Raw genomic sequence first — 23,717 nt, 5'->3', positions numbered from 1 at the left:
GCATGGAAATGCGCGCAGATCTGTTGATTGTCGGTGCCGGTATGGTCGGCAGCGCCCTGGCCTTGGCGTTGCGCCACAGTGGCCTGCAAATTTTGTTGCTCGACGGTGGCCCGCTGACGGTCGTACCTTTCGATGCCCAGGCCCCGTTCGAGCCGCGTGTCAGCGCGCTATCGGCGGCCAGCCAGCGCATCCTCGAGCGCCTTGGCGCTTGGGACGGCATTGCCCAGCGACGCGCCACGCCGTATTCCGACATGCATGTGTGGGATGGCAGCGGCACCGGGCAGATTCACTTCTCGGCGGCCAGTGTGCATGCCCAGGTGCTCGGCCATATCGTCGAGAACCGGGTGGTGCAGGACGGCCTGCTGGAGCGCCTGCACGACAGCGACATCGGCCTGCTGGCCAATGCGCGGCTGGAGCAATTGCGTCGCTCCGGCGATGAGTGGCTACTGACCCTGGCGGATGGCCGGCAACTGCGTGCGCCATTGGTGATCGCTGCCGACGGTGCCAATTCGGCGGTGCGGCGTCTGGCCGGCTGCGAAACCCGCGAATGGGACTACCTGCACCATGCCATTGTCACCAGCGTGCGTTGCAGCGCCGGGCACCAGGCCACGGCCTGGCAGCGCTTCACTGACGAAGGGCCATTGGCCTTTTTGCCCTTGAGCCGCGATGGCCAGCAAGACTGGTGCTCAATCGTATGGTCGACCACTCCGGAGCATGCCGAGCAGCTGATGGCGATGGATGAAGCGGCCTTCCTGCAAGCCCTCGGGCGTGCCTTCGAGGGCCGCCTGGGCGACGTGTTGCAGGCCGACCCAAGGGTATGCGTGCCGCTGCGTCAGCGCCACGCCAAGCGCTATGTGGGTGAAGGCCTGGCATTGATTGGCGATGCCGCGCACACCATCCACCCGCTGGCCGGGCAGGGTGTGAACCTCGGCTTCCTCGACGCGGCGGTGCTGGCCGAGGTGCTGGTCAATGCTTGCGAGCGCGGCGAGAGACTGGCCGATGTGAAGGTGTTGAGCCGTTACGAGCGCCGGCGCATGCCACACAACCTGGCGTTGATGGCGGCGATGGAGGGCTTCGAGAGGTTGTTCCAGGCCGATCCGCTGCCGTTGCGCTGGTTGCGCAACAGCGGGTTGAAACTGGTGGAGCAGATGCCGGAGGCCAAGGCGCTGTTTGTGCGCCAGGCGTTGGGTTTGAGTGGTGACCTGCCAGATCTGGCCAAGGCTTGAGAGTGCCGGGGCCGCTCTGCGGCCCTTTCGCGACACTAGGCCGCTCCCACAGTGTGGCGCAATCACCTGTGGCAGCCCTTTGCAACATCCGGTAACGGCTAGGTAGGTGAGCCAGAAAATGGGATTCACTACCATTCGCACCTCTCATACGATCGAGGAGTGCATTTCATGTTGCCACGCAAGCCCCTACTGGCCGCCTTGGCCCTGACCCTGTTCGGCGGCACTGCCCAGGCAGCGGACGAAGTGGTGGTGTACTCCTCGCGCATCGACGAGCTGATCAAGCCGGTGTTCGATGCCTATACCGCCAAGACCGGGGTCAAGATCAAGTTCATCACCGACAAGGAAGCCCCGCTGATGCAGCGCATCAAGGCCGAGGGCGACAACGGCGTGGCCGACCTGCTGCTGACCGTCGATGCAGGCAACCTGTGGCAGGCCGAGCAGATGGGCATCCTGCAGCCGATCAAGTCCGACGTCATCGACCAGAACATCCCGTCGCAGTACCGCGCCTCGTCCCATGACTGGACCGGCCTGAGCCTGCGTGCCCGCACCATCATCTACTCCACCGAGCGGGTCAAACCCGAGGAGTTGAGCACCTACGAAGCCCTGGCTGACAAACAGTGGGAAGGCCGTCTGTGCCTGCGTACGGCCAAGAAGGTGTACAACCAGTCGCTGACCGCCACCCTGATCGAAACCCACGGTGAGGCCAAGACCGAGCAAATCGTCAAAGGGTGGGTCAACAACCTGTCCACCGATGTGTTCTCCGACGACAACGCGGTGATCCAGGCCATCGAGGCCGGGCAGTGTGATGTGGGCGTGGTCAACACCTACTACTACGGCCGTCTGCACAAGCAGAACCCGAACCTGCCGGTGAAGATCTTCTGGCCCAACCAGGGTGACCGTGGTGTGCACGTGAACCTGTCGGGTATTGGCCTGACCAAGCATGCGCCACACCCGGAGGCCGCGAAGAAACTGGTGGAATGGATGACCGGCGAAGAAGCGCAAAAGCTGTTTGCTGATATCAACCAGGAGTTCCCGGCCAACCCGAAGGTGAAGCCATCGGAGGAAGTGGCGGCGTGGGGCAGCTTCAAGGCCGACAGCATTCCGGTGGAAATTGCCGGCAAGCGCCAGGCTGAAGCCATTCGCCTGATGGATCGGGCTGGCTACAACTAAGCGCCAGGCCTTATCCTCTTTGGGCCCGTTAGGGCCCTTTCGCGGGTAAACCCGCTCCTACGGGATCTGCACTGCCTTGCGCGGTCCCCGTAGGAGCGGGTTTACCCGCGAACGACCGCGCAGCGGTCGCAATCGCACTCGAGATTTCAGCCTTGCCCCACACCCCCCAACGCCGCTGGTACCTCCCGGTCTCCCTGATCGCCGCCTTGGTGCTGCTGCCCCTGAGCGTGCTGCTGTTGTCCTGGCAATCCATCGACCTGCAGATCTGGTCCCACCTGCTCGACACCCAGATGGGGCGCCTGCTCGGCAATACCCTGACCCTGGTGGTGGGTGTGGGTGTGGGTGTCACCGTGCTGGGCGTCAGCCTGGCCTGGCTCACCAGCCTCTGCGACTTCCCCGGTCGACGCTGGCTGGACTGGGCGCTGATGCTACCGTTCGCCATCCCGGCCTACGTGCTGGCATTCGTCTTCGTCGGCCTGCTGGACTTTGCCGGCCCGGTGCAAAGCGCCCTGCGCGAGGTGTTCGGGCCAATGCGCCTGCCTCGTGTGCGTTCCACTGGTGGGGTAATCACCGTCCTGGTGCTGGTCTTCTATCCCTATGTCTACTTGTTGGCGCGCACGGCTTTTCTGGCTCAGGGCAAGGGCCTGATGGAGGCGGCGCGGGTACTTGGGTTATCGCCCCTGCAGGCTTTCTGGCGGGTGGCCTTACCCATGGCTCGGCCGGCGATCGGTGCCGGTATCGCCCTGGCGCTGATGGAAACCCTGGCCGACTTCGGTGCAGTGGCCGTATTCAACTTCGACACCTTCACCACGGCCATCTACAAGACCTGGTACGGCTTTTTCAGCTTGTCCAGTGCGGCCCAGTTGGCCAGCCTGCTGCTGCTGGCGGTGATGCTGGTGCTGTACGGCGAGCGCCGCGCCCGCGGTGCCAGCCGAAGCGGCAACGAACGGCCGCGCGCGCAGGCGCTGTATCACCTGCGCGGCCTCAAGGCGCTGCTGGCCAGTGGCTGGTGCCTGCTGGTGTTTGCCTGCGCTTTCGTCATCCCGCTGCTGCAGTTGCTGGCGTGGTTCTGGCAACGCGGCCGGCATGACCTGGACGAGCGTTATATCGGCCTGGTGCTGCACACCCTGTACCTGGGCAGCATGGCGGCGCTGGTCACGGTATGCGTGGCGCTGCTGCTGGCCTTCGCCCGGCGCCAGGCACCGACGGGCGGAATCCGCGCCGGGGTTGGCCTGGCCAATCTGGGGTATGCCCTGCCCGGTTCGGTGTTGGCGGTATCGATCATGCTGGCCTTCAGTTACCTCGACAACCACCTGGTCATCCCGCTGTCCAGCTGGATGGGCGGCGCCGGCAAGCCGCTGCTGCTAGGCAGCCTCTCGGCGTTGCTGCTGGCCTACCTGGTGCGCTTCATCGCGGTGGCCTACGGGCCGCTGGAGAGCAGCCTGGAGCGCATCCGCCCGTCACTCCCTGAAGCCTCGCGCAGCCTGGGTGTTGGCGGCGCAAGATTGTTTTTCAAGGTGTATCTGCCGCTGCTGGTGCCGGGGGCACTTAGCGCCGCGCTGCTGGTGTTCGTCGATGTGCTCAAGGAAATGCCCGCCACCTTGCTGATGCGGCCGTTCGGCTGGGACACCCTCGCCGTGCGGGTGTTCGAGATGACCAGCGAAGGCGAGTGGGCGCGCGCCTCGCTGCCGGCATTGACCTTGGTATTGGTGGGGCTGCTGCCGGTCATCGGCCTGATTCGCCGTTCGGCACGTCGACCCGGTCACAGTCACTGAGGATGTCAGTTTGCGACCTTGCGGCTACAATGCGCGGCATTCGCGCGGCGGGTGTGAGTAACAAGAAAAGCTGACGACCCAACGTCATCGACCGCCGCCGCTTCGCCACGCCCGGAAGGAGAAACCCATGGGACAGCGCACGCTTTTGTATGACCTGCACCTGGCGCTAGGCGCCAAGACGGTCGATTTCGGTGGCTGGGACATGCCCCTGCACTATGGCTCGCAGGTCGAGGAGCACCACCAGGTGCGCAGCGATTGCGGCGTCTTCGATGTCTCCCATATGACCGTGATCGATGTCGACGGCACTGATGCCACTGTTTGGCTGCAGCGCTTGCTGGCCAACGATGTGGCCCGCCTCGACGACACCGGCAAGGCGCTGTATAGCCCACTGCTGAACGAACAGGGCGGTGTAATCGATGATCTGATCGTCTACCGCACGGAAACCGGCTATCGCCTGGTCAACAACGCCGCCACCCGTGCCAAGGTGCTCGATTGGCTGCAATCGCAGCGTGCCGGGTTTTCCGTGGACTTCCAGGTCCGCCCTGATCTGGCCATCCTTGCCATCCAGGGGCCGCGGGCCCGCGAAAAGGTCGCGGCCCTGCTCAGCCCCGCGCGCGCTGCACTCATCCGCGAACTGCGCCCGTTCGAGGGCGTTGCTGACGGCGACTGGTTCATTGCCCGCACCGGCTATACCGGTGAGGACGGCTTGGAGATCATCTTCCCGGGCGATCAGGCGGTGGCCTTCTTCAACGACCTGGTCGGCGCCGGTATCGCCCCAAGCGGCCTGGGCGCCCGCGATACCCTGCGCCTGGAAGCCGGCATGAACCTGTACGGCCAGGACATCGACGAAAACCACACCCCGCTCACCTCCAACCTGGGCTGGAGCATCGCCTGGGAACCGGCCGAGCGCGACTTCATCGGCCGTGTCGGCCTGCTTGCGGAAATCGAGCACGGCGTGCAGGAAAAACTGGTGGGTCTGGTGCTGGAAGAGCGCGGTGTACTGCGCGCCCATCAGGTCGTGCGTGTTGCCGGCATTGGCGAAGGGGAGATCACCAGTGGTAGTTTCTCGCCTACGCTGAGCAAGTCCATTGCATTGGCGCGCGTGCCTATGGCTACCGGTGATCGGGCCGAGGTGGAAATTCGCGGCAAGTGGTACCCGGTGCGGGTGGTCAAACCGACCTTCGTGCGCCACGGCAAGATCCTGATCTGAACAATTTATAACCGGCGGGCGTACCGCTGAGCCAATCGAGGAATTCAAGACATGAGCAATATCCCCGCCGAACTGCGTTTTGCCGAAAGCCATGAGTGGGCTCGCCTGGAAGCCGACGGCAGTGTGACCGTGGGTATCAGCGATCACGCCCAGCAAGCCTTGGGTGATGTGGTGTTCGTCGAACTGGCTGAAGTCGGCAAAGTGTTTGGCGCTGGCGACGCTGCAGGTGTGGTGGAGTCGGTCAAGGCCGCTTCGGACATCTATGCCCCGATCGGTGGCGAAGTGATTGCGGTCAACGAAGAGCTGGCCGATAGCCCGGAACTGCTCAACGAAGAGCCTTACGGTTCGTGGATCTTCAAATTGAAGCCAAGCAACCCGGCCGAGCTGGACAAGTTGCTGGATGCGGCTGGCTACCAGGCGCTGATTGGCGAGTAAGACCGCGTCGCTTGCTTCGCGGCTAAAGCCGCTCCTACACAGGTACAGCGCTGCATTCGAGACGGGTGCAGCCCCTGTGGGAGCGGCTTCAGCCGCGAAGAGGCCGGGCCTGCAGACAAGTTTCCCCGCACAATCGGCAATCCCTTCCTAGACTTGTAAGTCTCCATGAGGCCTGGTCTAGGAAGAGAGCGTCGTCATGTCCCAGTCGCCATCCCTGCATCAACTGCAAGAGCTCAACCCATTTCTGCGCCGCCACCTGGGCCCCGATGCCACAGAGCAGCAGGCCATGCTCAACGCGCTGGGTATCGCCAGCCGCAACGAGCTGATCGAGCAGACCGTTCCCCCAGACATCCGCCTCAATCGCCCCCTCGACCTCCCAGCGGCACTGGACGAGCAAGCCGCCTTGGCCAAGCTGGCCGGTTATGCCGAACAGAACCAGGTCTGGACCAGCCTTATCGGCATGGGCTACCACGGCACCATCACCCCCACGGTCATCCTGCGCAACGTGCTGGAAAACCCCGGTTGGTACACCGCCTACACGCCCTACCAACCCGAAATTGCCCAAGGCCGGCTGGAGGCGCTGCTGAACTTCCAGCAAATGGTCATCGACCTCACCGGCCTGCCTCTGGCCAATGCCTCGCTGCTTGATGAAGCCACCGCTGCCGCCGAAGCCATGGCCCTGGCCAAGCGGGTGGCACGCAACAAGAGCAACGCCTTCTTCGCCGACGAGCACTGCCACCCGCAGACCCTTTCGGTACTCAAGACCCGCGCCGAGGGGTTCGGCTTCGAGCTGATCGTCGATTCTGTGGATAACCTTGCCAAACACTCGGTGTTCGGCGCTTTGCTGCAGTACCCCGACACCCACGGCGAAGTGCGCGATTTGCGCCCGCTGATCGACCATTTGCACGGCCAACAGGCCTTGGCCTGCGTAGCCGCTGACCTGCTGAGCCTGGTGGTGCTGGCACCGCCCGGAGAGCTGGGCGCCGATGTGGTGCTGGGCTCGACCCAGCGCTTTGGTGTACCGATGGGCTACGGCGGGCCTCACGCGGCCTATTTCGCCTGTCGCGACGACTACAAGCGGGCCATGCCGGGGCGCATCATCGGCGTATCGCGCGATGCCCGTGGCAACACTGCATTACGGATGGCCCTGCAAACCCGCGAGCAGCATATTCGCCGCGAAAAGGCCAACTCCAACATCTGCACGGCCCAGGTGCTGCTGGCCAACATCGCCGGCTTCTACGCGGTGTACCACGGCCCGGAAGGCCTGCAACGCATCGCGCAGCGCGTGCACCGGCTGACCTTCATCCTGGCTGCCGGCCTTGAGGCCAAAGGCATCAAACGCCTCAATCAGCACTTCTTCGACACCCTTACCCTGAATGTTGGTGGTGCCCAGGCTGCCATCATTGAAAGCGCCGAGGCCGCGCACATCAATTTGCGCATTCTCGGTCGCGGGCACCTGGGCGTGAGCCTGGACGAAACCTGCAACGAACAGACGGTGCTGCGCCTGCTCGACATCTTCCTGGGGGTGGATCATGGCCTGGAAATCACCGCCCTCGACCAGCTGGCCCTGCCTGAAGGCATCCCCGCCAGCCTGGTGCGACGCACGCCATTCCTCGCCCACCCCGTGTTCAACCTGCATCACAGCGAAACAGAGATGCTGCGCTACCTCAAGCAGCTAGAGAACAAGGACCTGGCGCTGAACCAGTCGATGATTCCGCTGGGCTCGTGCACCATGAAGCTCAACGCCACCAGTGAGATGATCCCCATCACCTGGCCCGGTTTTGCCCAGCTGCACCCGTTCGCTCCGGCGGCCCAGGCGGCAGGCTACAAGGCGATGATCGACGAACTGGAAAGCTGGCTGTGCGCGATCACCGGCTTCGATGCGATCTGCATGCAGCCCAACTCCGGTGCTCAGGGTGAATACGCCGGCCTGATGGCCATTACGCGCTATCACCGCAGCCGCCATCAGCCGATGCGCACGTTGTGCCTGATCCCGTCGTCGGCCCACGGCACCAACCCAGCGTCGGCACAGATGGCCGGCATGGACGTGGTGATCGTCGATTGCGACAACGATGGCAACGTCGACCTGGCTGACCTCAAAGCCAAGGCGCACGCGGCCGGGGAGCGTCTGTCGTGCCTGATGATTACCTACCCCTCGACCCACGGCGTGTACGAAGAGGGGATACGCGAAATCTGCGATGTGGTGCACCAGCACGGCGGCCAGGTTTACATGGACGGTGCCAACCTCAACGCCCAGGTGGGCCTGGCGCGCCCCGCAGACATTGGGGCCGATGTTTCACACATGAACCTGCACAAGACGTTCTGCATTCCCCACGGCGGCGGCGGCCCGGGTATGGGGCCGATCGGTATCCGCGCGCACCTCAAGCCGTTCGTCGCCAGCCACCCGGTGGTGCCGGTGCCTGGGCTGGACCCGAACAACAGCGCGGTCAGCGCCGCGCCCTGGGGCAGCGCAAGCATCTTGCCGATCAGCTGGATGTATATCGCCATGATGGGCCCGCAGCTGGCCGACGCCAGCGAGGTGGCTATCCTTTCGGCCAACTACCTGGCCAGCCAGTTGGGCGCGGCGTTCCCGGTGCTCTACCGCGGGCGCAACCAGCGCGTGGCGCATGAATGCATCCTCGACCTGCGGCCGTTGAAAGCGCTGACAGGCATCAGCGAAGAGGACGTGGCCAAGCGCCTGATGGACTATGGCTTCCACGCACCGACCATGTCGTTCCCGGTGCCGGGCACGCTGATGGTGGAGCCGACCGAGAGTGAATCGAAGGCCGAGCTGGACCGGTTCGTCGAGGCGATGCTGGCGATTCGGGCGGAAATTGACGAAGTACAGCAGGGCAACTGGCCAGCGGAGAACAACCCGCTGAAACATGCACCGCATACCTTGGCTGATGTGCTGGGGGTGTGGGACAGGCCGTATAGCCTGGAGCAGGCGGTGGCCCCCAGTGCTCACGTGCGCCAGCACAAATACTGGCCGGCGGTGAACCGGGTAGACAACGTGTATGGGGACAGGAACCTGTTCTGTTCGTGTGTGCCGGTGGAGGCTTATCGCTGAGGTTGATGTTGGATGCTTCGCGGGTGCCTGTAGGAGCGGGTTTACCCGCGAAGCAGGCGACGCGGTTACTCGGCTACTGCATTTTTGGCCAGGATGGCATTGGCCAACTCCATGTCGGAAGCCTGCATCCCTGGGTTCTCTGCCCGTGCCTCGCGCATGGCCGCTTCCAGGAACGGCCCGCGGATCGCGCCTTCGCTGGCGACGAAGCTGCTGGCGTCATCCTGTGCGGCCACTACCAGCTTGTGATCCCGCGAGGTCAGGTAGCTCGATGCCGTGGTAGCACCGGAAGTCATCACGTTACGCCAGAAGGTATCGGCCATGGCCGAGCCAAGAGGCAGCGAAAGCAAGGTAGCGGCGGCAATGGCGGTTTTGAGACGCATGTTGAAACACCTCGAAGGGTGATGGTTGAAGATGCGCGCTTGGATCTTTTCGGGCGAGGCAAGTTCCTTGAATACAAAGGACTTTTCGTCAGTTGCAGACACGCAGCACTTCCTCGGCACGGGTCTGCCCAGCGGCCACTTTGGCCTCGCCGCAATGGCGCAGGTCAACCAGGCCATCGGCCAGTGCCTGTTGCCGCAAACGGGTCAGGTCGGCATCAGGGCCGATCAATGCGCGCAAGGTGTCGCTGGGCTCGAGCAGTTCGAACAATCCTGTGCGCCCCTGAAAGCCGGTGCCGCGGCAGGCGCGGCAGGTGGCTGATGAACCTGCCTGGCAGTCGGTGCACACGGTCCGCACCAGGCGCTGGGCCATCACCCCGATAAGCGTTGCCTTGATCAGGTAGTCGGCCACACCCAGCTCTTGCAAGCGGGTGATTGCTGCACAGGCGTCGTTGGTATGCAGGGTCGACAGTACCAGGTGCCCGGTCAGCGCTGCCTGAACTGCCACCAGGGCGGTTTCGCGGTCGCGAATTTCGCCGATCATGATGATATCGGGATCTTGGCGCAGCATAGCCCTGACCGCGTTGGCAAACCCCAGGTCCAGCGCGGGCTGCACCTGCAGCTGGTTGAAGGCAGGCTCCAGGCGCTCGATCGGGTCTTCGATGGTGCACAGGTTGACCTGTGGGGTGGCCAGCAGTTTGAGGCTGGTGTACAGCGTGCTGGTTTTGCCGGAGCCGGTGGGGCCGGTGACCAGGATGATGCCTTGGCGCTGACGTAGCAGGCGCTGCCATTGGGCCAGTTGCTGGCCTTGCAGGCCAAGGCGGTCGAAGCCCTCTTGCAACTGGTGCGGGTCGAACAGGCGCAGCACCAGTTTCTCGCCAAATGGGGTGGGTAGGGTCGAAAGCCGCAGCTCCACTTCGCCACCACCGGGTAGGCGGCTTTGCAGCCGGCCGTCCTGCGGCCGTCGCTTCTCTGCAACGTCCATGCGGCCCAGGTGTTTCAGGCGGCTGACGAGGGCCAGGGTGACCCCGGCGGGGAAGGCATAGACGGTGTGCAGCAGGCCATCGATGCGGTAGCGCAGCTGGCCCTGTTCGCGGCGTGGTTCCAGGTGGATATCGCTGGCGCGTTGCTCGATGGCGTACTGCAGCAGCCAGTCGACGATATGCACAATGTGTGCGTCGTCTGCGCTGGCCTCGGCCTGGCGTTTGCCCAGCTCAAGCAATTGCTCAAGTTCCCCCAGGCTGGCCGACTGCTGATATTGCGCGCCTTTTACCGACTGGGCCAGGCGGTGGAACGACTGCGCTGACTGACGGATCTGCTGCGGGCTGGCCAGTACGCGACGGATCGACCGGCCGAGGCTACGGGCCAGGTCGGCCTGCCAGTCATCCTGGAAAGGCTGGGCGCTGGCGACGGTGACGCTGGAGGCATCGGCGGCGACGATGAGGATGCCGTGGCGCTGGGCGAAGGCTGGGGAGATCAGGCCGGAGACCTGGGGCAGGTCGAGTTGCATGGGGTCGATGCGCAGGTAGGGTTGGCCGACCTTGTCGGCCAGCCACTGGCAAAGGTGCTCCAAGTCCAGGGGCTGGCCGGGGTGCTGGCGGCTTTCCAGGCTGCAGGCGGCGATGTGCTCCAGCGGGTGGCTAGCGGGGTGGGCAGCGGCGTGTTCGAGTACTTGCAGGGTATCGCTGGCGTGCAGGTGCTGGTCAGCGAGCAGGGCCTGGAGCACGCGCTTGAGGTCGAGTGCGGGGTTGTCGGGGGTGTGCATGGTTGGCGTCCGTGCCTGATCGGGTAGTGCTGATCAAGGCTAGCCGGGCGGCGGGAGGCTATCGGAGGTGAAAGGTTTCGGGATTTTGCTGCGCCTGTACCGGACGCTTCGCGGGTGAACCCGCTCCTACAGGGATCGCACGGGCCTTGAGTGCTATGCGGTACCGGCCCGGCAGAGAGGATGGTTCAGACCACTGCCAACGCCACTCGCTGCAAGTTGGTCAGGCTCACCTCACCCACACACACCAGGTTACGCAGTTTCTGTGCAATTACCTCGGCCCGGTGCCAGCTCAACCCGCCAATGCCGATTTCGATATCCAGCCAGTCATCCTGCTGGCTGACCTGCACGCTATGCGGGGTCAGGAACTGCAAGGCGAACAGGTTGAGCACCCGGCACAGGCTATCGGGCTCGGCCTCGGCCTGCAGGCGATAGTGCACGGTGCTGTGGGCGTTGGTGGCGGCCCAGGCGTCGGTACGGGGCTGTGCGTTCATGCTGGTCTCCGCAAATGAGGGAGAAATTCTTGCACGTTGGTGGCGGTTTTTTTTCGCTATGATTGGGTGATTTCGCCTTATTGGTGAATTCTTTTATTCAAAAAAATCTGATGTGGAGAATAAACAATGCACAGCGAGCTGGACGCCTACGACCGTCGCATCCTCGAACTGCTGCAGGAGGACGCTTCGCTGTCCAGTGCACAGATCGCCGAGCGCGTCGGGCTGTCGCAATCGCCGTGCTGGCGGCGCATTCAGCGCTTGAAGGAAGAGGGGGTGATTCGGGGGCAGGTGACCTTGCTGGACCGCAAGAAGGTCGGCCTGAACACGCAGATTTTCGCCGAAGTGAAACTGAACGCCCACGGGCGCTCCAACTTCACCGAGTTCACCGAGGCGATCCGCGGGTTCCCTGAGGTGCTGGAGTGTTATGTGCTGATGGGGGCTGTGGATTTTCTGCTGCGAATCGTCACGTCGGACATCGAGGCCTACGAGCGGTTCTTCTTCGAAAAACTGTCGAACGTGCCGGGGATTCAGGAGGTGAATTCGATTGTGGCGCTTTCCGAGATCAAGTCCACCACTAGCCTGCCGCTATCGCGTTGATGCCATTCGCGGGTAAACCCGCTCCTACACCGATGTGGTCATTCGCGGGTAAACCCGCTCCTACACCGGCCTCACGCCTGGCGCGAACCCTTTGTAGGAGCGGGTTTACCCGCGAAGCAGGCGACGCGGTATCACGCCTTGAGCAGGTGCTTCCAGCCGCGGCTCTGGTCCACCGCCCGAGCCTGTTCGATACGCGCTTCCAGCACTTCATCGCTGATGGGCTGCTCGGCCAGCTCGTGCAGCTTTTTCAGGTCGCCGTACAAGCGGTCCATTTGCGGCGCTTCCAGCACCTGGCGGGCGTGGTGCAGCCAAGCCAGAAGTTGCTCGATACGTGGCAGCTGCTCAGCCAGGTCTTCCGGGCGCTGGGTGTACAGCGGCAGCTTCAGCGCGCGGCCTTCCTCACCCAGCAGGTGACCCAGCCAGCTGGCCAACTGCGCCTTGCCCTGGCGTTCGCCGCGGCCCTTGCGCTCAGCGGTCCAGGTCCGGGCCATCAGCCAGCGTGAGGTTTCCAGCGAGAACTGGCCCCAGCGTACGTCTTCCAGCTCTTCGGCGAACTGCTCGGGCGCGGCGCGACGGATGTCTTCGTCATCGTTGCCGGCCTGAACCAGCGGGCGCCAGTCTTCAAGCAAGGCATCAAGGCTGGCGCGCAGGTCGCGGGTGGTGGCGCGCGGTGCTGCCTGGCCCAGGCTGGCGGTGAGTGCGCGCAGCTCGCTCAGGCACTCGACCCAGTCCTGGAGCAGGCGCCAGTGGCCGTTGTGGCGGTACTGCTCGGCCAGGCGCTGGCTGCTGCCCAGCAGTTGCCAGGCGAGGGCGGCATAGGCGTCGTCCAAGGCCATTTCGGCTTCCAGCGCGGTGTGCGGCAGGTCCAGCTCGTAGCTGTCCGGTTCCAGCAGGCGGTAACCGCGCTCAGCCTTGCTGATGTCGCACGGCATCAGCGGCAGGCTGGCGGCCAGTTCTGCAGCCAGTTCCAGCAGTGCTTGCGGTTCACCTTCACGCAGCTCCAGCTCCAGCTCGCAGATCTCTTCCTTGCGCTTGCCGGCGATCACGAAGCCTTGGTCCAGCGCGGCCTCGATCACCACCTTGCTCTTGCCGCGGCCCCAGGCGATTTCGGCGTATTCACGGCTGAAGTCGGTGGTGAACAGCGGCTTGATGGTTTTCTTGTCCAGGTTGGCCAGTTGCTCGGGCCAGCAGGTGGCGTCCAGCTTCTTCAGGTCGAGCTTGACCTTGTCCAGGTTCCATTCGTACTCGTTGCGCTCTGACAGGCCAGCCACGCTCTGGCCGCGGCACTTGAGGGTTTGGATGACAGCGTCGCCATCGCGGCGCAGGCGCAGGGCGACACGGGCGGCGGACAGCTCACGCTCGGGGGTGTCGAAGTACTGGTTGAGCAGTTCACGGGTCTGCCAGCCGGACTTGTTGCGCTTTTTCAGCAGAGGGTGCTCGCGCAGGGCGGCAAGGGTCTCGCGGCTGGCGCGGAGCTTCAGTTCGGTTTCTTTGTGCATCACAGACTCGAAAGAGGGGGCGTGGTTGGCAGAGAGTCTACAGCAGTCAGCCCTCAACGGTTTATTCCAGACAGCGGATAGTCCTATGATGGGCAACGTTTCCGAGGAGTACGCGCATGCCGTTGCCGACGCTGAAAGACCAGTTTGCCGCCTTGATCGCCGCGCCTTCGGTCAGCTGTACCCAACCTGCGCTGGACCAGTCCAACCGCCAGGTTATCGACCTGCTGGCCGGTTGGCTGGGCGACCTGGGTTTCAAGTGCGATATCCAGCAGGTCAGCCCCGGCAAGTTCAACCTGCTGGCCAGCCGTGGCACCGGCCCGGGAGGGCTGGTGCTGGCCGGGCACAGCGATACCGTGCCCTATGACGAACAGCTGTGGGCCAGCGACCCGCTGAAGCTGACCGAGACCGATGGCCGTTGGGTCGGCCTGGGCAGCTGCGACATGAAGGGCTTTTTCGCCCTGGTCATCGAAGCGGTCATCCCGCTGCTGGAGCACGACTTCAAGGAACCGCTGCTGATCCTTGCCACCTGCGACGAAGAAAGCTCCATGTCCGGCGCCCGTGCCCTGGCCGAGGCCGGCCAGCCACTGGGCCGTGCAGCGATAATCGGTGAGCCTACCGGGCTGCGGCCGATCCGCATGCACAAAGGCATCCTCATGGACCGCATCGACATCCTCGGTCGCAGCGGCCATTCGTCGGACCCAAGCCTGGGCCGCAGCGCCATGGAGGCCATGCATGCGGTCATGGGCGAGCTGATGGGCCTGCGCCAGCAGTGGCAACAAACCTATAGCAACCCGCAATTCACCGTGCCGACCCCGACCATGAACTTCGGCTGCATCCACGGCGGCGACAACCCCAACCGTATCTGCGGCCAGTGCGCCCTGGAGTTCGACCTGCGGCCGCTGCCGGGCATGGACGTGGACCAGCTGCGCGCGGCCATTCGCGAAAAGCTGGTACCCGTGGCCGAGCGCCATGAGGTGCGCATCGACTATGCGCCGCTGTTCCCGGAGGTGCCGCCGTTCGAGCAGGCTGCCGATGTCGAACTGGTACAGGTCGCGGAGCGCCTGACCGGCCATCGCGCTGAAGCGGTGGCGTTCGGCACCGAAGCACCTTATCTTCAGCAGCTGGGCTGCCAGACCATCGTGCTGGGCCCTGGCGACATTGCCTGTGCCCACCAGCCCGGCGAATACCTTGAAATGTCACGAATCGAGCCTACCGTGCGTCTATTGCGTGACCTGATCCGGCACTATTGCCTGCACTAAACGTCAATCGAACTGATTCGTTCCTGCCTAGAGGAGACCGCGCGTGACCGCAAGCCTGTTCCGACGATGATCCTGAACGCCCCCTGCATCGCCGTTCTCCGTCCACTTATCCACAGGCCCTGTCATGCCCGATTACGTCAACTGGCTGCGTCATGCATCCCCCTATATCAATGCCCATCGCGACTGCACCTTCGTGGTCATGCTCCCTGGCGATGGGGTGGAACACCCTAATTTCGGCAACATCGTCCACGACCTGGTGCTGTTGCACAGCCTGGGCGTGCGGCTGGTGCTGGTGCATGGCTCGCGCCCGCAGATCGAAAGCCGGCTGGCCGATCGCGGCCTGACCCCGCACTACCACCGGGGTATGCGTATTACTGATGCGGCCACCCTGGACTGCGTGATCGATGCCGTCGGCGCCCTGCGCCTGGCCATTGAAGCGCGGCTGTCGATGGACATCGCCGCTTCGCCGATGCAGGGCTCGCGCCTGCGCGTGGCCTCCGGCAACCTGGTCACCGCGCGGCCGATCGGCGTGCTCGAAGGCGTGGACTACCACCACACTGGCGAAGTGCGCCGCGTCGACCGCAAGGGCATCAGCCGCCTGCTCGACGAGCGCTCCATCGTGCTGTTGTCGCCCTTGGGCTACTCGCCTACCGGGGAAATCTTCAACCTGGCCTGCGAAGACGTGGCTACCCGCGCGGCCATCGAACTGGGCGCCGACAAGTTGCTGCTGTTCGGCGCCGAGCCGGGCCTGTTGGACGCTGACGGTAGGCTGGTGCGTGAACTGCGCCCGCAGCAGGTTGCTCCGCATCTGCAGCGTCTAGGCAGCGACTACCAGGGCGAACTGCTGGATGCTGCGGCCGAGGCTTGCAAAGGCGGTGTGGCGCGCAGCCACATCGTCAGCTATGCCGAGGACGGCGCGCTGCTCACCGAGCTGTTCACCCGGGGCGGTGGCGGTACGCTGGTGTCGCAGGAGCAGTTCGAAGTGGTGCGCGAGGCGACCATCGAGGACGTCGGTGGCCTGCTGGAGTTGATCAGCCCGCTGGAAGAGCAGGGCATCCTGGTGCGCCGTTCGCGCGAAGTGCTGGAGCGAGAGATCGAGCAGTTCAGCGTGGTCGAGCGCGAGGGCATGATCATCGCCTGTGCGGCGCTGTACCCGATTGCCGATTCCGAGGCCGGGGAGCTGGCTTGCCTGGCGGTGAACCCAGAGTACCGCCATGGCGGACGTGGCGATGAGCTGCTGGAACGCATCGAGAGCCGGGCACGGCAGATGGGTTTGAGTACTTTGTTCGTGCTGACTACGCGCACTGCGCACTGGTTTCGCGAGCGCGGCTTTGCGCCCAGTGGCGTGGAGCGGCTGCCGGCGGCGCGGGCTTCGCTGTACAACTACCAGCGCAATTCGAAGATTTTCGAGAAGCCCTTGTAAGCCTGTACCGCAGCTCATGTGGGAGCGGCCTTGCGTCGCGAAAGGGCCGCAAAGCGGCCCCCGACATTATCAGCTTGATGCGCAAATATTGGGGGCACTTTCGCCCCTATCGCGACGCCGCTCCCACAATGGGGGGCGGCGTTTTCGTTTACACGGTATGCAGGTACCAGTTGTACTCGAGGTCGGAGATCGAGTGCTCGAACTCTTCCAGCTCGCTTTCCTTGCACGCGACAAAGATGTCGATGTACTTCGGATCGATGTACTTGTTCAGGATTTCGCTGTCGTCCAGCTCGCGCAGGGCATCGCGCAGGTTGTTCGGCAGGCTCTGCTCCAGCTGCTCGTACGAGTTGCCTTCGATCGGCTCGCCCGGCTCGATCTTGTTGGTCAGGCCGTGGTGCACGCCCGCCAGCACCGCAGCCATCATCAGGTACGGGTTGGCGTCGGCACCGGCCACGCGGTGCTCGATGCGCACGGCGTCCGGCGAGCCGGTCGGTACGCGCAGGGCCACGGTGCGGTTGTCCAGGCCCCAGCTTGGCGCGTTCGGTACGTAGAACTGCGCGCCGAAGCGGCGGTACGAGTTGACGTTCGGGCAGAGGAACGCCATGGACGCGGGCAGGGTCTCGAGCACACCGCCGACAGCGTGACGTAGCGCGGCGTTCTGCTCGGGATCCTCGCTGGTGAAGATGTTGTTGCCATCTTTGTCCAGCACGGAAATGTGTACATGCAGGCCGTTACCAGCCTGGCCCGGGTAGGGCTTGGCCATGAAAGTGGTGTCCATTTCATGGTCGTAGGCGATGTTCTTGATCAACCGCTTGAGCAGTACCGCGTAATCGCAGGCCTTGAGCGGGTCGGGCACGTGGTGCAGGTTGACTTCGAACTGCGCCGGGGCGCTTTCCTTGACGATGGCGTCGGCCGGGATGCCTTGCTCCTTCGCGCCTTCGAGGATGTCCTGCAGGCAGTCGGCATACTCGTCGAGGTCGTCGATCAGGTACACCTGGGTCGACTGCGGGCGCTTGCCCGAGATTGGCGAGCGCGGCGGCTGCGGGCGGCCATTCACGTTCTCCTGGTCGATCAGGTAGAACTCCAGCTCGAATGCGGCGCAGATGGTCAGGCCCATATCGGTGAACTTGCTCACCACCTGGCGCAGCACTTCACGCGGGTCGGCGAAGAACGGCTCGCCTTCCAGCTCGTGCATGGTCATCAGCAGCTGGGCGGTAGGGCGTTTTTGCCACGGCTCATTACAGAGCGTGTCGGGGATTGGATAGCAGATGCGGTCAGCATCGCCGATGTCCAGGCCCAGCCCGGTGCTTTCGACGGTGGAACCGTTGATGTCCAGGGCAAAGAGGGAGGCCGGCAGATTGATGCCTTTCTCGTAAACCTTGTGGAGGCTGGTGCGCTCTATGCGCTTGCCACGCACCACACCATTCATATCTGCAATCAGAAGGTCAACGTAGAGAACCTCAGGATGTTCCTTAAGGAACGCGTTCGCTTCGTTAAGCTGAACGGCACGCGGGGGTACCGACATGATGCAACACCTTTGTTGTTAAAAATATCAATCAAGGGGGGCTTGCAGGACCAGTCAACCGAAAAGCCATACTGATGTCAAGCCAACCCCATGACGCCCTGAAATGGCACATCTACGGCAGATTTGCTGCATATCGGGGCAGGCCATTATCCGCTATTTCTGCCTGAAAGGGTGATCTCAAACGTGCCGTGTTTTATTTTTTACGGAAGTGTTGTGTAAAAAAATGAACAAGGCTAAGCTCGGTCACAACCCAGAACACAATAATACGAGGGTCACATGGTCCGCTTGCCGCGACCTGAAAGTACTGCGTGCGCAGTGCAATCGGGTACTTCCGTCGTTTTTGCAAGCTTCGTCAATGGCGTGGTCGCCCTGGCCGCAATAATTGACGTTTGGCGTTCCCGGACCCGTCCTCGTAGCGGCTTGCCGCCCTTCGCTTCGTCTTCCTGCCTTTTGAACTCATTACGGACACAGCTGATTTCAGTGTATCCACTGTGGCTCTGCGCGTGGGTTTTTGCTTTAGCAATCGACTCCATCCAGAATCAAGTCGCGGACCACCTTACCTCCTGAGGTATTTATGAGTAACAACCTCGACCAGCTCACCGATTGGTTGAAAGAGCACAAGATCACCGAAGTCGAATGCATGATCAGCGACCTGACCGGCATCACGCGCGGCAAGATTTCGCCAACCAACAAATTCATCGCTGAAAAAGGCATGCGGCTGCCCGAAAGCGTGCTGCTGCAGACCGTGACCGGCGATTACGTCGACGACGACATCTATTACGAACTGCTCGACCCTGCAGACATCGACATGATCTGCCGCCCTGACGAGAACGCCGTGTTCCTCGTGCCGTGGGCCATCGAGCCAACCGCACAGGTCATCCACGACACCTACGACAAGAAGGGCAACCCGGTCGAACTGTCGCCGCGCAACGTGCTGAAGAAAGTGCTCAAGCTATACGCTGACAAGGGCTGGCAGCCGATCGTCGCACCGGAGATGGAGTTCTACCTGACCAAGCGCAGCGAAGACCCGGACTTCCCGCTGCAGCCCCCGGTAGGCCGTTCCGGTCGCCCGGAAACCGGCCGTCAGTCGTTCTCGATCGAAGCTGCCAACGAATTCGACCCGCTGTTCGAAGACGTCTACGACTGGTGCGAGCTGCAGCAGCTGGACCTCGACACGCTGATCCACGAAGACGGCACGGCGCAGATGGAAATCAACTTCCGTCACGGCGACGCTCTGCACCTGGCCGACCAGATCCTGGTGTTCAAGCGCACCATGCGCGAGGCGGCGCTCAAGCACAACGTGGCTGCCACTTTCATGGCCAAACCGATGACCGGCGAGCCGGGCAGTGCCATGCACCTGCACCAGAGTGTGGTCGACGTGGCCACCGGCAAGAACATCTTCAGCAATGAAGATGGCAGCATGAGCGAGCTGTTCCTCAACCACATTGGTGGCCTGCAGAAGTTCATCCCCGAGGCGCTGCCGCTGTTCGCGCCCAACGTCAACTCGTTCCGCCGCTTCCTGCCCGACACTTCGGCGCCGGTAAACGTGGAGTGGGGCGAAGAAAACCGCACCGTCGGCCTGCGTGTACCGGATGCCGGCCCGCAAAGCCGGCGCGTCGAAAACCGCCTGCCGGGCGCCGACGCCAACCCATACCTGGCCATCGCCGCCAGCCTGCTGTGTGGCTACATCGGCATGGTCGAAGGCATCGAGGCCAGCGCGCCAGTGCAGGGCCGTGGTTACGAACGCCGCAACCTGCGCCTGCCCCTGACCATCGAAGATGCCTTGGAACGCATGGAAAACAGCCGTGCGCTGGTGCAGTACCTGGGCAAGAAATTCATTACCGGGTATGTCGCGACCAAGCGCGCCGAGCACGAAAACTTCAAACGTGTCATCAGTTCGTGGGAGCGTGAGTTCCTGCTGTTCGCTGTCTGATCAACCCTGGTGCCGCAGGAGCGCGGCGGTCCAATAACGGAGAAGCACATGAGCGTCAACAACCCGCAAACCCGTGAATGGCAAACCCTGAGCGGGGAGCATCACCTCGCACCTTTCAGTGACTACAAGCAACTGAAGGAGAAGGGGCCGCGCATCATCACCAAGGCCCAGGGTGTGCATTTGTGGGATAGCGAGGGGCACAAGATTCTCGACGGCATGGCCGGTCTGTGGTGTGTGGCGGTCGGCTACGGCCGTGAAGAGCTGGTGCAGGCGGCGGAAAAACAGATGCGCGAGCTGCCGTACTACAACCTGTTCTTCCAGACCGCTCACCCGCCTGCGCTCGAGCTGGCCAAGGCGATCACCGACGTGGCGCCGAAAGGTATGACCCATGTGTTCTTCACCGGCTCCGGCTCCGAAGGCAACGACACAGTGCTGCGCATGGTGCGCCACTACTGGGCGCTGAAGGGCAAACCGCACAAGCAGACCATCATCGGCCGCATCAACGGTTACCACGGCTCCACCTTCGCCGGTGCTTGCCTGGGCGGCATGAGCGGCATGCACGAGCAGGGTGGCCTGCCGATTCCGGGCATCGTACACATCCCTCAGCCGTACTGGTTCGGCGAGGGTGGCGACATGACCCCTGACGAATTCGGTGTCTGGGCCGCCGAGCAGTTGGAGAAGAAGATCCTCGAAGTCGGCGAAGACAACGTCGCTGCCTTCATCGCCGAGCCGATCCAGGGCGCAGGTGGCGTGATCATCCCGCCGCAAACCTACTGGCCGAAGGTGAAGGAGATCCTCGCCAGGTACGACATTCTGTTCGTCGCCGACGAGGTGATCTGCGGTTTCGGCCGTACCGGCGAGTGGTTTGGTTCTGATTACTACGACCTCAAGCCCGACCTGATGACCATCGCGAAAGGCCTGACCTCCGGTTACATCCCCATGGGCGGTGTGATTGTGCGTGACACCGTGGCCAAGGTGATCAGCGAAGGCGGCGACTTCAACCACGGTTTCACCTACTCCGGTCACCCGGTGGCGGCCGCGGTGGGCCTGGAAAACCTGCGCATCCTGCGTGACGAGAAAATTGTCGAGAAGGCGCGCACGGAAGCGGCACCGTATTTGCAAAAGCGTTTGCGTGAGCTGCAGGACCATCCACTGGTGGGTGAAGTGCGCGGCCTGGGCATGCTGGGTGCGATCGAGCTGGTCAAGGACAAGGCCACCCGCAGCCGTTACGAGGGCAAGGGCGTGGGCATGATCTGCCGCACCTTCTGCTTTGAGAACGGGCTCATCATGCGTGCGGTGGGTGACACCATGATCATCGCGCCGCCGCTGGTAATCAGCCATGCGGAGATCGACGAACTGGTGGAAAAGGCGCGCAAGTGCCTGGACCTGACCCTTGAGGCGATTCGATAAGCGTTTGCTAGGCTAGCGTTGTGACATTAAGTCGTTACATGGCCCTGCTTTCCTTGATACAGGGCCTTGTAACTTGCCAGACTAGCGACTGTTTCAGTCGCCGCGCGCTCTGCACCGTGGGTTCTGGCTGCTGGACAGTTGCTAAATAAAAATTCTGGAGCATTACGCATGAATAAAATGGGCAAGACGTTGCTGGCCGCCGCCCTGATGGGTGCCATGGCCTCCGCTGTTCAGGCTGAAGACAAAGTGTTGAACGTCTATAACTGGTCGGACTACATCGCTCCGGACACCATCGCCAAGTTCGAGAAGCAGACAGGGATCAAGGTCAAGTACGACGTCTTCGACAGCAACGAAACCCTGGAAGCCAAGCTGCTGGCAGGCAAGTCGGGCTACGACATCGTCGTGCCTTCGAACAATTTCCTGGCCAAGCAGATCAAGGCGGGCGTGTACGAGGAGCTGGACCGGTCCAAGCTGCCGAACTGGAAGAACCTCGACCCCGACCTGCTCAAGGCCGTTGGCGATGCCAGCGACAAGGACAACAAGCATGCCTTCCCTTACATGTGGGGCTCGATCGGCATCGGCTACAACCCGGAAAAGGTCAAGGCTGCCCTGGGCGTGGACAAGATCGATTCGTGGGATGTGGTGTTCAAGCCTGAGAACATCGCCAAGCTCAAGAGCTGCGGCGTGAGCTTCCTCGACGCCCCGACCGAAATGCTCCCGGCTGCGCTGCACTACCTCGGCAAGCCGACCGACAGCACCAAGAAAGAAGACCTGAAGGCCGCCGAGGACCTGTTCCTCAAGATCCGTCCTTCGATCACCTATTTCCACTCGTCCAAGTACATCGGCGACATGGCCAACGGCAACATCTGTGTAGCCGTCGGTTACTCGGGTGACCTGGAGCAGTCCAAGGCCCGTGCCCATGAAGCGGGCGACAAGGTCAAAGTGGACTACGTCATTCCGAAGGAAGGTGCCGGTACTTTCTACGACATGGTTGCCATCCCGAAAGATGCCGAGCATAAAGACGCGGCCTACGAGTTCATGAACTTCCTGATGCAGCCGGAAATCATGGCTGAAATCACCAACGCCGTGCGCTTCCCGAACGGTAACGCTGCTGCCACCCCGTTCGTGGACAAAGACATCACCAGCGACCCAAGCATCTACCCGCCTGCCGAAGTGAAGAAGCAGCTGTACGCGATCGCTGCGCCTGACGCTTCTGTGCAGCGAGTGATCACCCGCAGCTGGACGAAGATCAAGTCGGGCAAGTAAGCCCGATGCGGCAGCTCTGGGCCGGGTTTTCCGGCCCAGAGCCATTGAAAGGTAATTGATGATTGCGGCATCGAGGCTGCGAAGTTAAGTTGCGCGCCGGTTTTGCGTGTGCGGCAGCATTGTCGCTACCCAGGCACTGATTGTGAGGACCCCCACTTGTCTATTTCTGTATTCCGCAAGGCCTTGATGGCCGGCGCGGGCCTGACGCTGGCATGCAGCGTCCAAGCGGCGCCGACGGTGCACTTCTACAACTGGTCCGACTACATCGGCCCGACCACACTCGCGGATTTCGAGAAAGCCACGGGCATCAAGCCTGTGCAAGACGTGTTCGACTCCAACGAAACCCTGGAAGGCAAGTTGCTGGCCGGCAACACCGGCTATGACGTGGTGGTGCCGTCCAACCATTTCCTGGGCAAGCAGATCAAGGCGGGCGCCTTCCAGAAGCTCGACAAGAACCTGCTGCCCAACTATTCCAACCTCGACCCGGCGTTGATGAAGCGCCTGGAAAAGAACGACCCGGGCAACGAGTACGCGGTGCCTTACCTGTGGGGTACCAATGGCATCGGTTACAACGTCGACAAGGTCAAGGCCGCGCTGGGCGTGGACACCATCGACTCCTGGGCCGTGCTGTTCGAACCCGAAAACATGAAGAAGCTCTCCAAATGCGGTGTGGCCTTCCTCGACTCGGCGGACGAAATGCTCCCCGCAGTGCTCAACTACATGGGCCTGAACCCCAACAGCACCGACCCCAAGGATTACGCCAAGGCCGAGCAGAAACTGCTGGCGGTGCGCCCTTACGTGACCTACTTCCATTCGTCCAAGTACATCACCGACCTGGCCAATGGCGACATCTGCGTCGCGGCAGGTTTCTCGGGTGATGTGTTCCAGGCCAAGGCCCGCGCTGAAGAAGCGAAGAAGGGCGTGAACCTGGCCTACGCCATTCCCAAGGAAGGCGGCAACCTCTGGTTCGACGTGCTGGCGATCCCCAAGGACGCCAAGAACGTCAAAGAGGCGCATGCCTTCATCAACTATTTGCTGAAACCTGAGGTTATCGCCCAGGTCAGTGATTACGTCGGTTACGCCAACCCGAACCCCAAGGCTGGCGCCCTGATGGACCAGGCCGTAAGGACTGACGCCGCGGTTTACCCACCGCAGGAAGTGCTGGACAAGATGTTCGTGAACTCAGAGTTGCCACCCAAGGTGCAACGGCTGATGACCCGCAGCTGGACCAAGGTCAAGTCGGGCAAGTAAAAATCCAGACCCGCGACGGCACCGTAGAACAGGCC

The 23,717-nt window shown here is 62.7% G+C and carries 18 protein-coding genes; 13 read left to right on the top strand and 5 right to left on the bottom strand.

Annotated features, from left to right (window positions below; genetic code table 11):
- Positions 1-8 precede the first annotated feature (8 nt).
- From ACZ889_RS02955 to gcvP, 6 genes are all read left to right on the top strand, one after another.
- The gene (locus tag ACZ889_RS02955) at positions 9-1,226 is read left to right on the top strand and encodes a 2-octaprenyl-3-methyl-6-methoxy-1,4-benzoquinol hydroxylase (protein ID WP_162996151.1); all 1,218 of its coding nucleotides are present in this window, start codon (positions 9-11) and stop codon (positions 1,224-1,226) included.
- A gap of 168 nt (positions 1,227-1,394) precedes the next feature.
- Positions 1,395-2,396 (top strand): extracellular solute-binding protein, encoded by a 1,002-nt coding sequence (locus tag ACZ889_RS02950; protein ID WP_003253699.1) that lies wholly within the window; start codon positions 1,395-1,397, stop codon positions 2,394-2,396.
- A gap of 152 nt (positions 2,397-2,548) precedes the next feature.
- A complete protein-coding gene (locus tag ACZ889_RS02945) occupies positions 2,549-4,171 on the top strand; it encodes an ABC transporter permease (RefSeq protein ID WP_180689103.1) in 1,623 nt (540 codons plus the stop codon).
- A gap of 127 nt (positions 4,172-4,298) precedes the next feature.
- Complete coding sequence (gene gcvT / locus ACZ889_RS02940; protein ID WP_003253703.1) at positions 4,299-5,381, top strand: glycine cleavage system aminomethyltransferase GcvT; 1,083 nt, start codon at positions 4,299-4,301, stop codon at positions 5,379-5,381.
- A 51-nt stretch (positions 5,382-5,432) separates the two neighbouring features.
- Complete coding sequence (gcvH, locus tag ACZ889_RS02935) at positions 5,433-5,816, top strand: glycine cleavage system protein GcvH (protein WP_476257167.1); 384 nt, start codon at positions 5,433-5,435, stop codon at positions 5,814-5,816.
- Between the two features lie 196 nt (positions 5,817-6,012).
- Positions 6,013-8,886: an aminomethyl-transferring glycine dehydrogenase gene (gene gcvP / locus ACZ889_RS02930; protein ID WP_476257166.1), complete on the top strand. Its 2,874-nt coding sequence runs from the start codon at positions 6,013-6,015 to the stop codon at positions 8,884-8,886.
- 65 nt (positions 8,887-8,951) lie between these two features.
- Here gcvP and ACZ889_RS02925 read toward each other — a convergent pair whose 3' ends face one another.
- From ACZ889_RS02925 to ACZ889_RS02915, 3 genes are all read right to left on the bottom strand, one after another.
- A complete protein-coding gene (locus tag ACZ889_RS02925; protein WP_003253711.1) occupies positions 8,952-9,266 on the bottom strand; it encodes a DUF2388 domain-containing protein in 315 nt (104 codons plus the stop codon).
- Between the two features lie 88 nt (positions 9,267-9,354).
- The gene (locus ACZ889_RS02920; RefSeq protein WP_476257165.1) at positions 9,355-11,028 is read right to left on the bottom strand and encodes a GspE/PulE family protein; all 1,674 of its coding nucleotides are present in this window, start codon (positions 11,026-11,028) and stop codon (positions 9,355-9,357) included.
- A gap of 185 nt (positions 11,029-11,213) precedes the next feature.
- Entirely contained in the window at positions 11,214-11,519 is a 306-nt protein-coding gene (locus tag ACZ889_RS02915) for a hypothetical protein (protein ID WP_003253715.1), read from the bottom strand.
- A 126-nt stretch (positions 11,520-11,645) separates the two neighbouring features.
- Between ACZ889_RS02915 and ACZ889_RS02910 the strand changes: the two genes are divergently transcribed.
- A complete protein-coding gene (locus ACZ889_RS02910; protein WP_003253717.1) occupies positions 11,646-12,116 on the top strand; it encodes an Lrp/AsnC family transcriptional regulator in 471 nt (156 codons plus the stop codon).
- 131 nt (positions 12,117-12,247) lie between these two features.
- On the opposite strand, the gene ACZ889_RS02905 is transcribed toward ACZ889_RS02910, so the two are convergent.
- Positions 12,248-13,615, bottom strand: a complete 1,368-nt coding sequence (locus ACZ889_RS02905; RefSeq protein ID WP_003253720.1) for a CYTH domain-containing protein — start codon at positions 13,613-13,615, stop codon at positions 12,248-12,250.
- Positions 13,616-13,731: 116 nt separating this feature from the next.
- Between ACZ889_RS02905 and argE the strand changes: the two genes are divergently transcribed.
- Positions 13,732-14,874, top strand: coding sequence for an acetylornithine deacetylase (gene argE / locus ACZ889_RS02900; protein ID WP_020193884.1), 1,143 nt, complete (start codon positions 13,732-13,734; stop codon positions 14,872-14,874).
- 124 nt (positions 14,875-14,998) lie between these two features.
- Positions 14,999-16,297: an amino-acid N-acetyltransferase gene (gene argA / locus ACZ889_RS02895; protein WP_003253723.1), complete on the top strand. Its 1,299-nt coding sequence runs from the start codon at positions 14,999-15,001 to the stop codon at positions 16,295-16,297.
- A 148-nt stretch (positions 16,298-16,445) separates the two neighbouring features.
- On the opposite strand, the gene ACZ889_RS02890 is transcribed toward argA, so the two are convergent.
- Positions 16,446-17,822 (bottom strand): glutamine synthetase family protein, encoded by a 1,377-nt coding sequence (locus tag ACZ889_RS02890; RefSeq protein WP_003253725.1) that lies wholly within the window; start codon positions 17,820-17,822, stop codon positions 16,446-16,448.
- A gap of 574 nt (positions 17,823-18,396) precedes the next feature.
- Between ACZ889_RS02890 and ACZ889_RS02885 the strand changes: the two genes are divergently transcribed.
- The 4 genes from ACZ889_RS02885 (at position 18,397) to ACZ889_RS02870 (ending at position 23,682) form a co-directional block, all read left to right on the top strand.
- Positions 18,397-19,755, top strand: coding sequence for a glutamine synthetase family protein (locus tag ACZ889_RS02885; protein ID WP_003253727.1), 1,359 nt, complete (start codon positions 18,397-18,399; stop codon positions 19,753-19,755).
- 48 nt (positions 19,756-19,803) lie between these two features.
- A complete protein-coding gene (locus ACZ889_RS02880; RefSeq protein WP_003253728.1) occupies positions 19,804-21,165 on the top strand; it encodes an aspartate aminotransferase family protein in 1,362 nt (453 codons plus the stop codon).
- A gap of 168 nt (positions 21,166-21,333) precedes the next feature.
- Positions 21,334-22,431 carry a polyamine ABC transporter substrate-binding protein gene (locus ACZ889_RS02875; RefSeq protein ID WP_010955708.1) on the top strand — a complete coding sequence of 366 codons (1,098 nt, stop codon included), beginning with the start codon at positions 21,334-21,336 and terminating at the stop codon, positions 22,429-22,431.
- A 156-nt stretch (positions 22,432-22,587) separates the two neighbouring features.
- Positions 22,588-23,682, top strand: coding sequence for a polyamine ABC transporter substrate-binding protein (locus ACZ889_RS02870; protein ID WP_014592781.1), 1,095 nt, complete (start codon positions 22,588-22,590; stop codon positions 23,680-23,682).
- The last annotated feature ends 35 nt before the right edge of the window (positions 23,683-23,717 follow it).

The sequence above is a fragment of the Pseudomonas sp. TE3895 genome (genome assembly GCF_056278855.1).
The sequence above is the reverse complement of the archived record's forward strand: the minus strand, read 5'-3'. Positions and strand labels throughout refer to the sequence as shown.

Bases quoted from the DNA above. Each gene is read 5' to 3' on its own strand.
- ACZ889_RS02955 (WP_162996151.1), top strand. From the start codon at position 9: ATGCGCGCAGATCTGTTGATTGTCGGTGCCGGTATGGTCGGCAGCGCC.
- ACZ889_RS02950 (WP_003253699.1), top strand. From the start codon at position 1,395: ATGTTGCCACGCAAGCCCCTACTGGCCGCCTTGGCCCTGACCCTGTTC.
- gcvT (WP_003253703.1), top strand. From the start codon at position 4,299: ATGGGACAGCGCACGCTTTTGTATGACCTGCACCTGGCGCTAGGCGCC.
- gcvH (WP_476257167.1), top strand. From the start codon at position 5,433: ATGAGCAATATCCCCGCCGAACTGCGTTTTGCCGAAAGCCATGAGTGG.
- gcvP (WP_476257166.1), top strand. From the start codon at position 6,013: ATGTCCCAGTCGCCATCCCTGCATCAACTGCAAGAGCTCAACCCATTT.
- ACZ889_RS02925 (WP_003253711.1), bottom strand. From the start codon at position 9,266: ATGCGTCTCAAAACCGCCATTGCCGCCGCTACCTTGCTTTCGCTGCCT.
- ACZ889_RS02920 (WP_476257165.1), bottom strand. From the start codon at position 11,028: ATGCACACCCCCGACAACCCCGCACTCGACCTCAAGCGCGTGCTCCAG.
- ACZ889_RS02915 (WP_003253715.1), bottom strand. From the start codon at position 11,519: ATGAACGCACAGCCCCGTACCGACGCCTGGGCCGCCACCAACGCCCAC.
- ACZ889_RS02910 (WP_003253717.1), top strand. From the start codon at position 11,646: ATGCACAGCGAGCTGGACGCCTACGACCGTCGCATCCTCGAACTGCTG.
- ACZ889_RS02905 (WP_003253720.1), bottom strand. From the start codon at position 13,615: ATGCACAAAGAAACCGAACTGAAGCTCCGCGCCAGCCGCGAGACCCTT.
- argE (WP_020193884.1), top strand. From the start codon at position 13,732: ATGCCGTTGCCGACGCTGAAAGACCAGTTTGCCGCCTTGATCGCCGCG.
- argA (WP_003253723.1), top strand. From the start codon at position 14,999: ATGCCCGATTACGTCAACTGGCTGCGTCATGCATCCCCCTATATCAAT.
- ACZ889_RS02890 (WP_003253725.1), bottom strand. From the start codon at position 17,822: ATGTCGGTACCCCCGCGTGCCGTTCAGCTTAACGAAGCGAACGCGTTC.
- ACZ889_RS02885 (WP_003253727.1), top strand. From the start codon at position 18,397: ATGAGTAACAACCTCGACCAGCTCACCGATTGGTTGAAAGAGCACAAG.
- ACZ889_RS02880 (WP_003253728.1), top strand. From the start codon at position 19,804: ATGAGCGTCAACAACCCGCAAACCCGTGAATGGCAAACCCTGAGCGGG.
- ACZ889_RS02875 (WP_010955708.1), top strand. From the start codon at position 21,334: ATGAATAAAATGGGCAAGACGTTGCTGGCCGCCGCCCTGATGGGTGCC.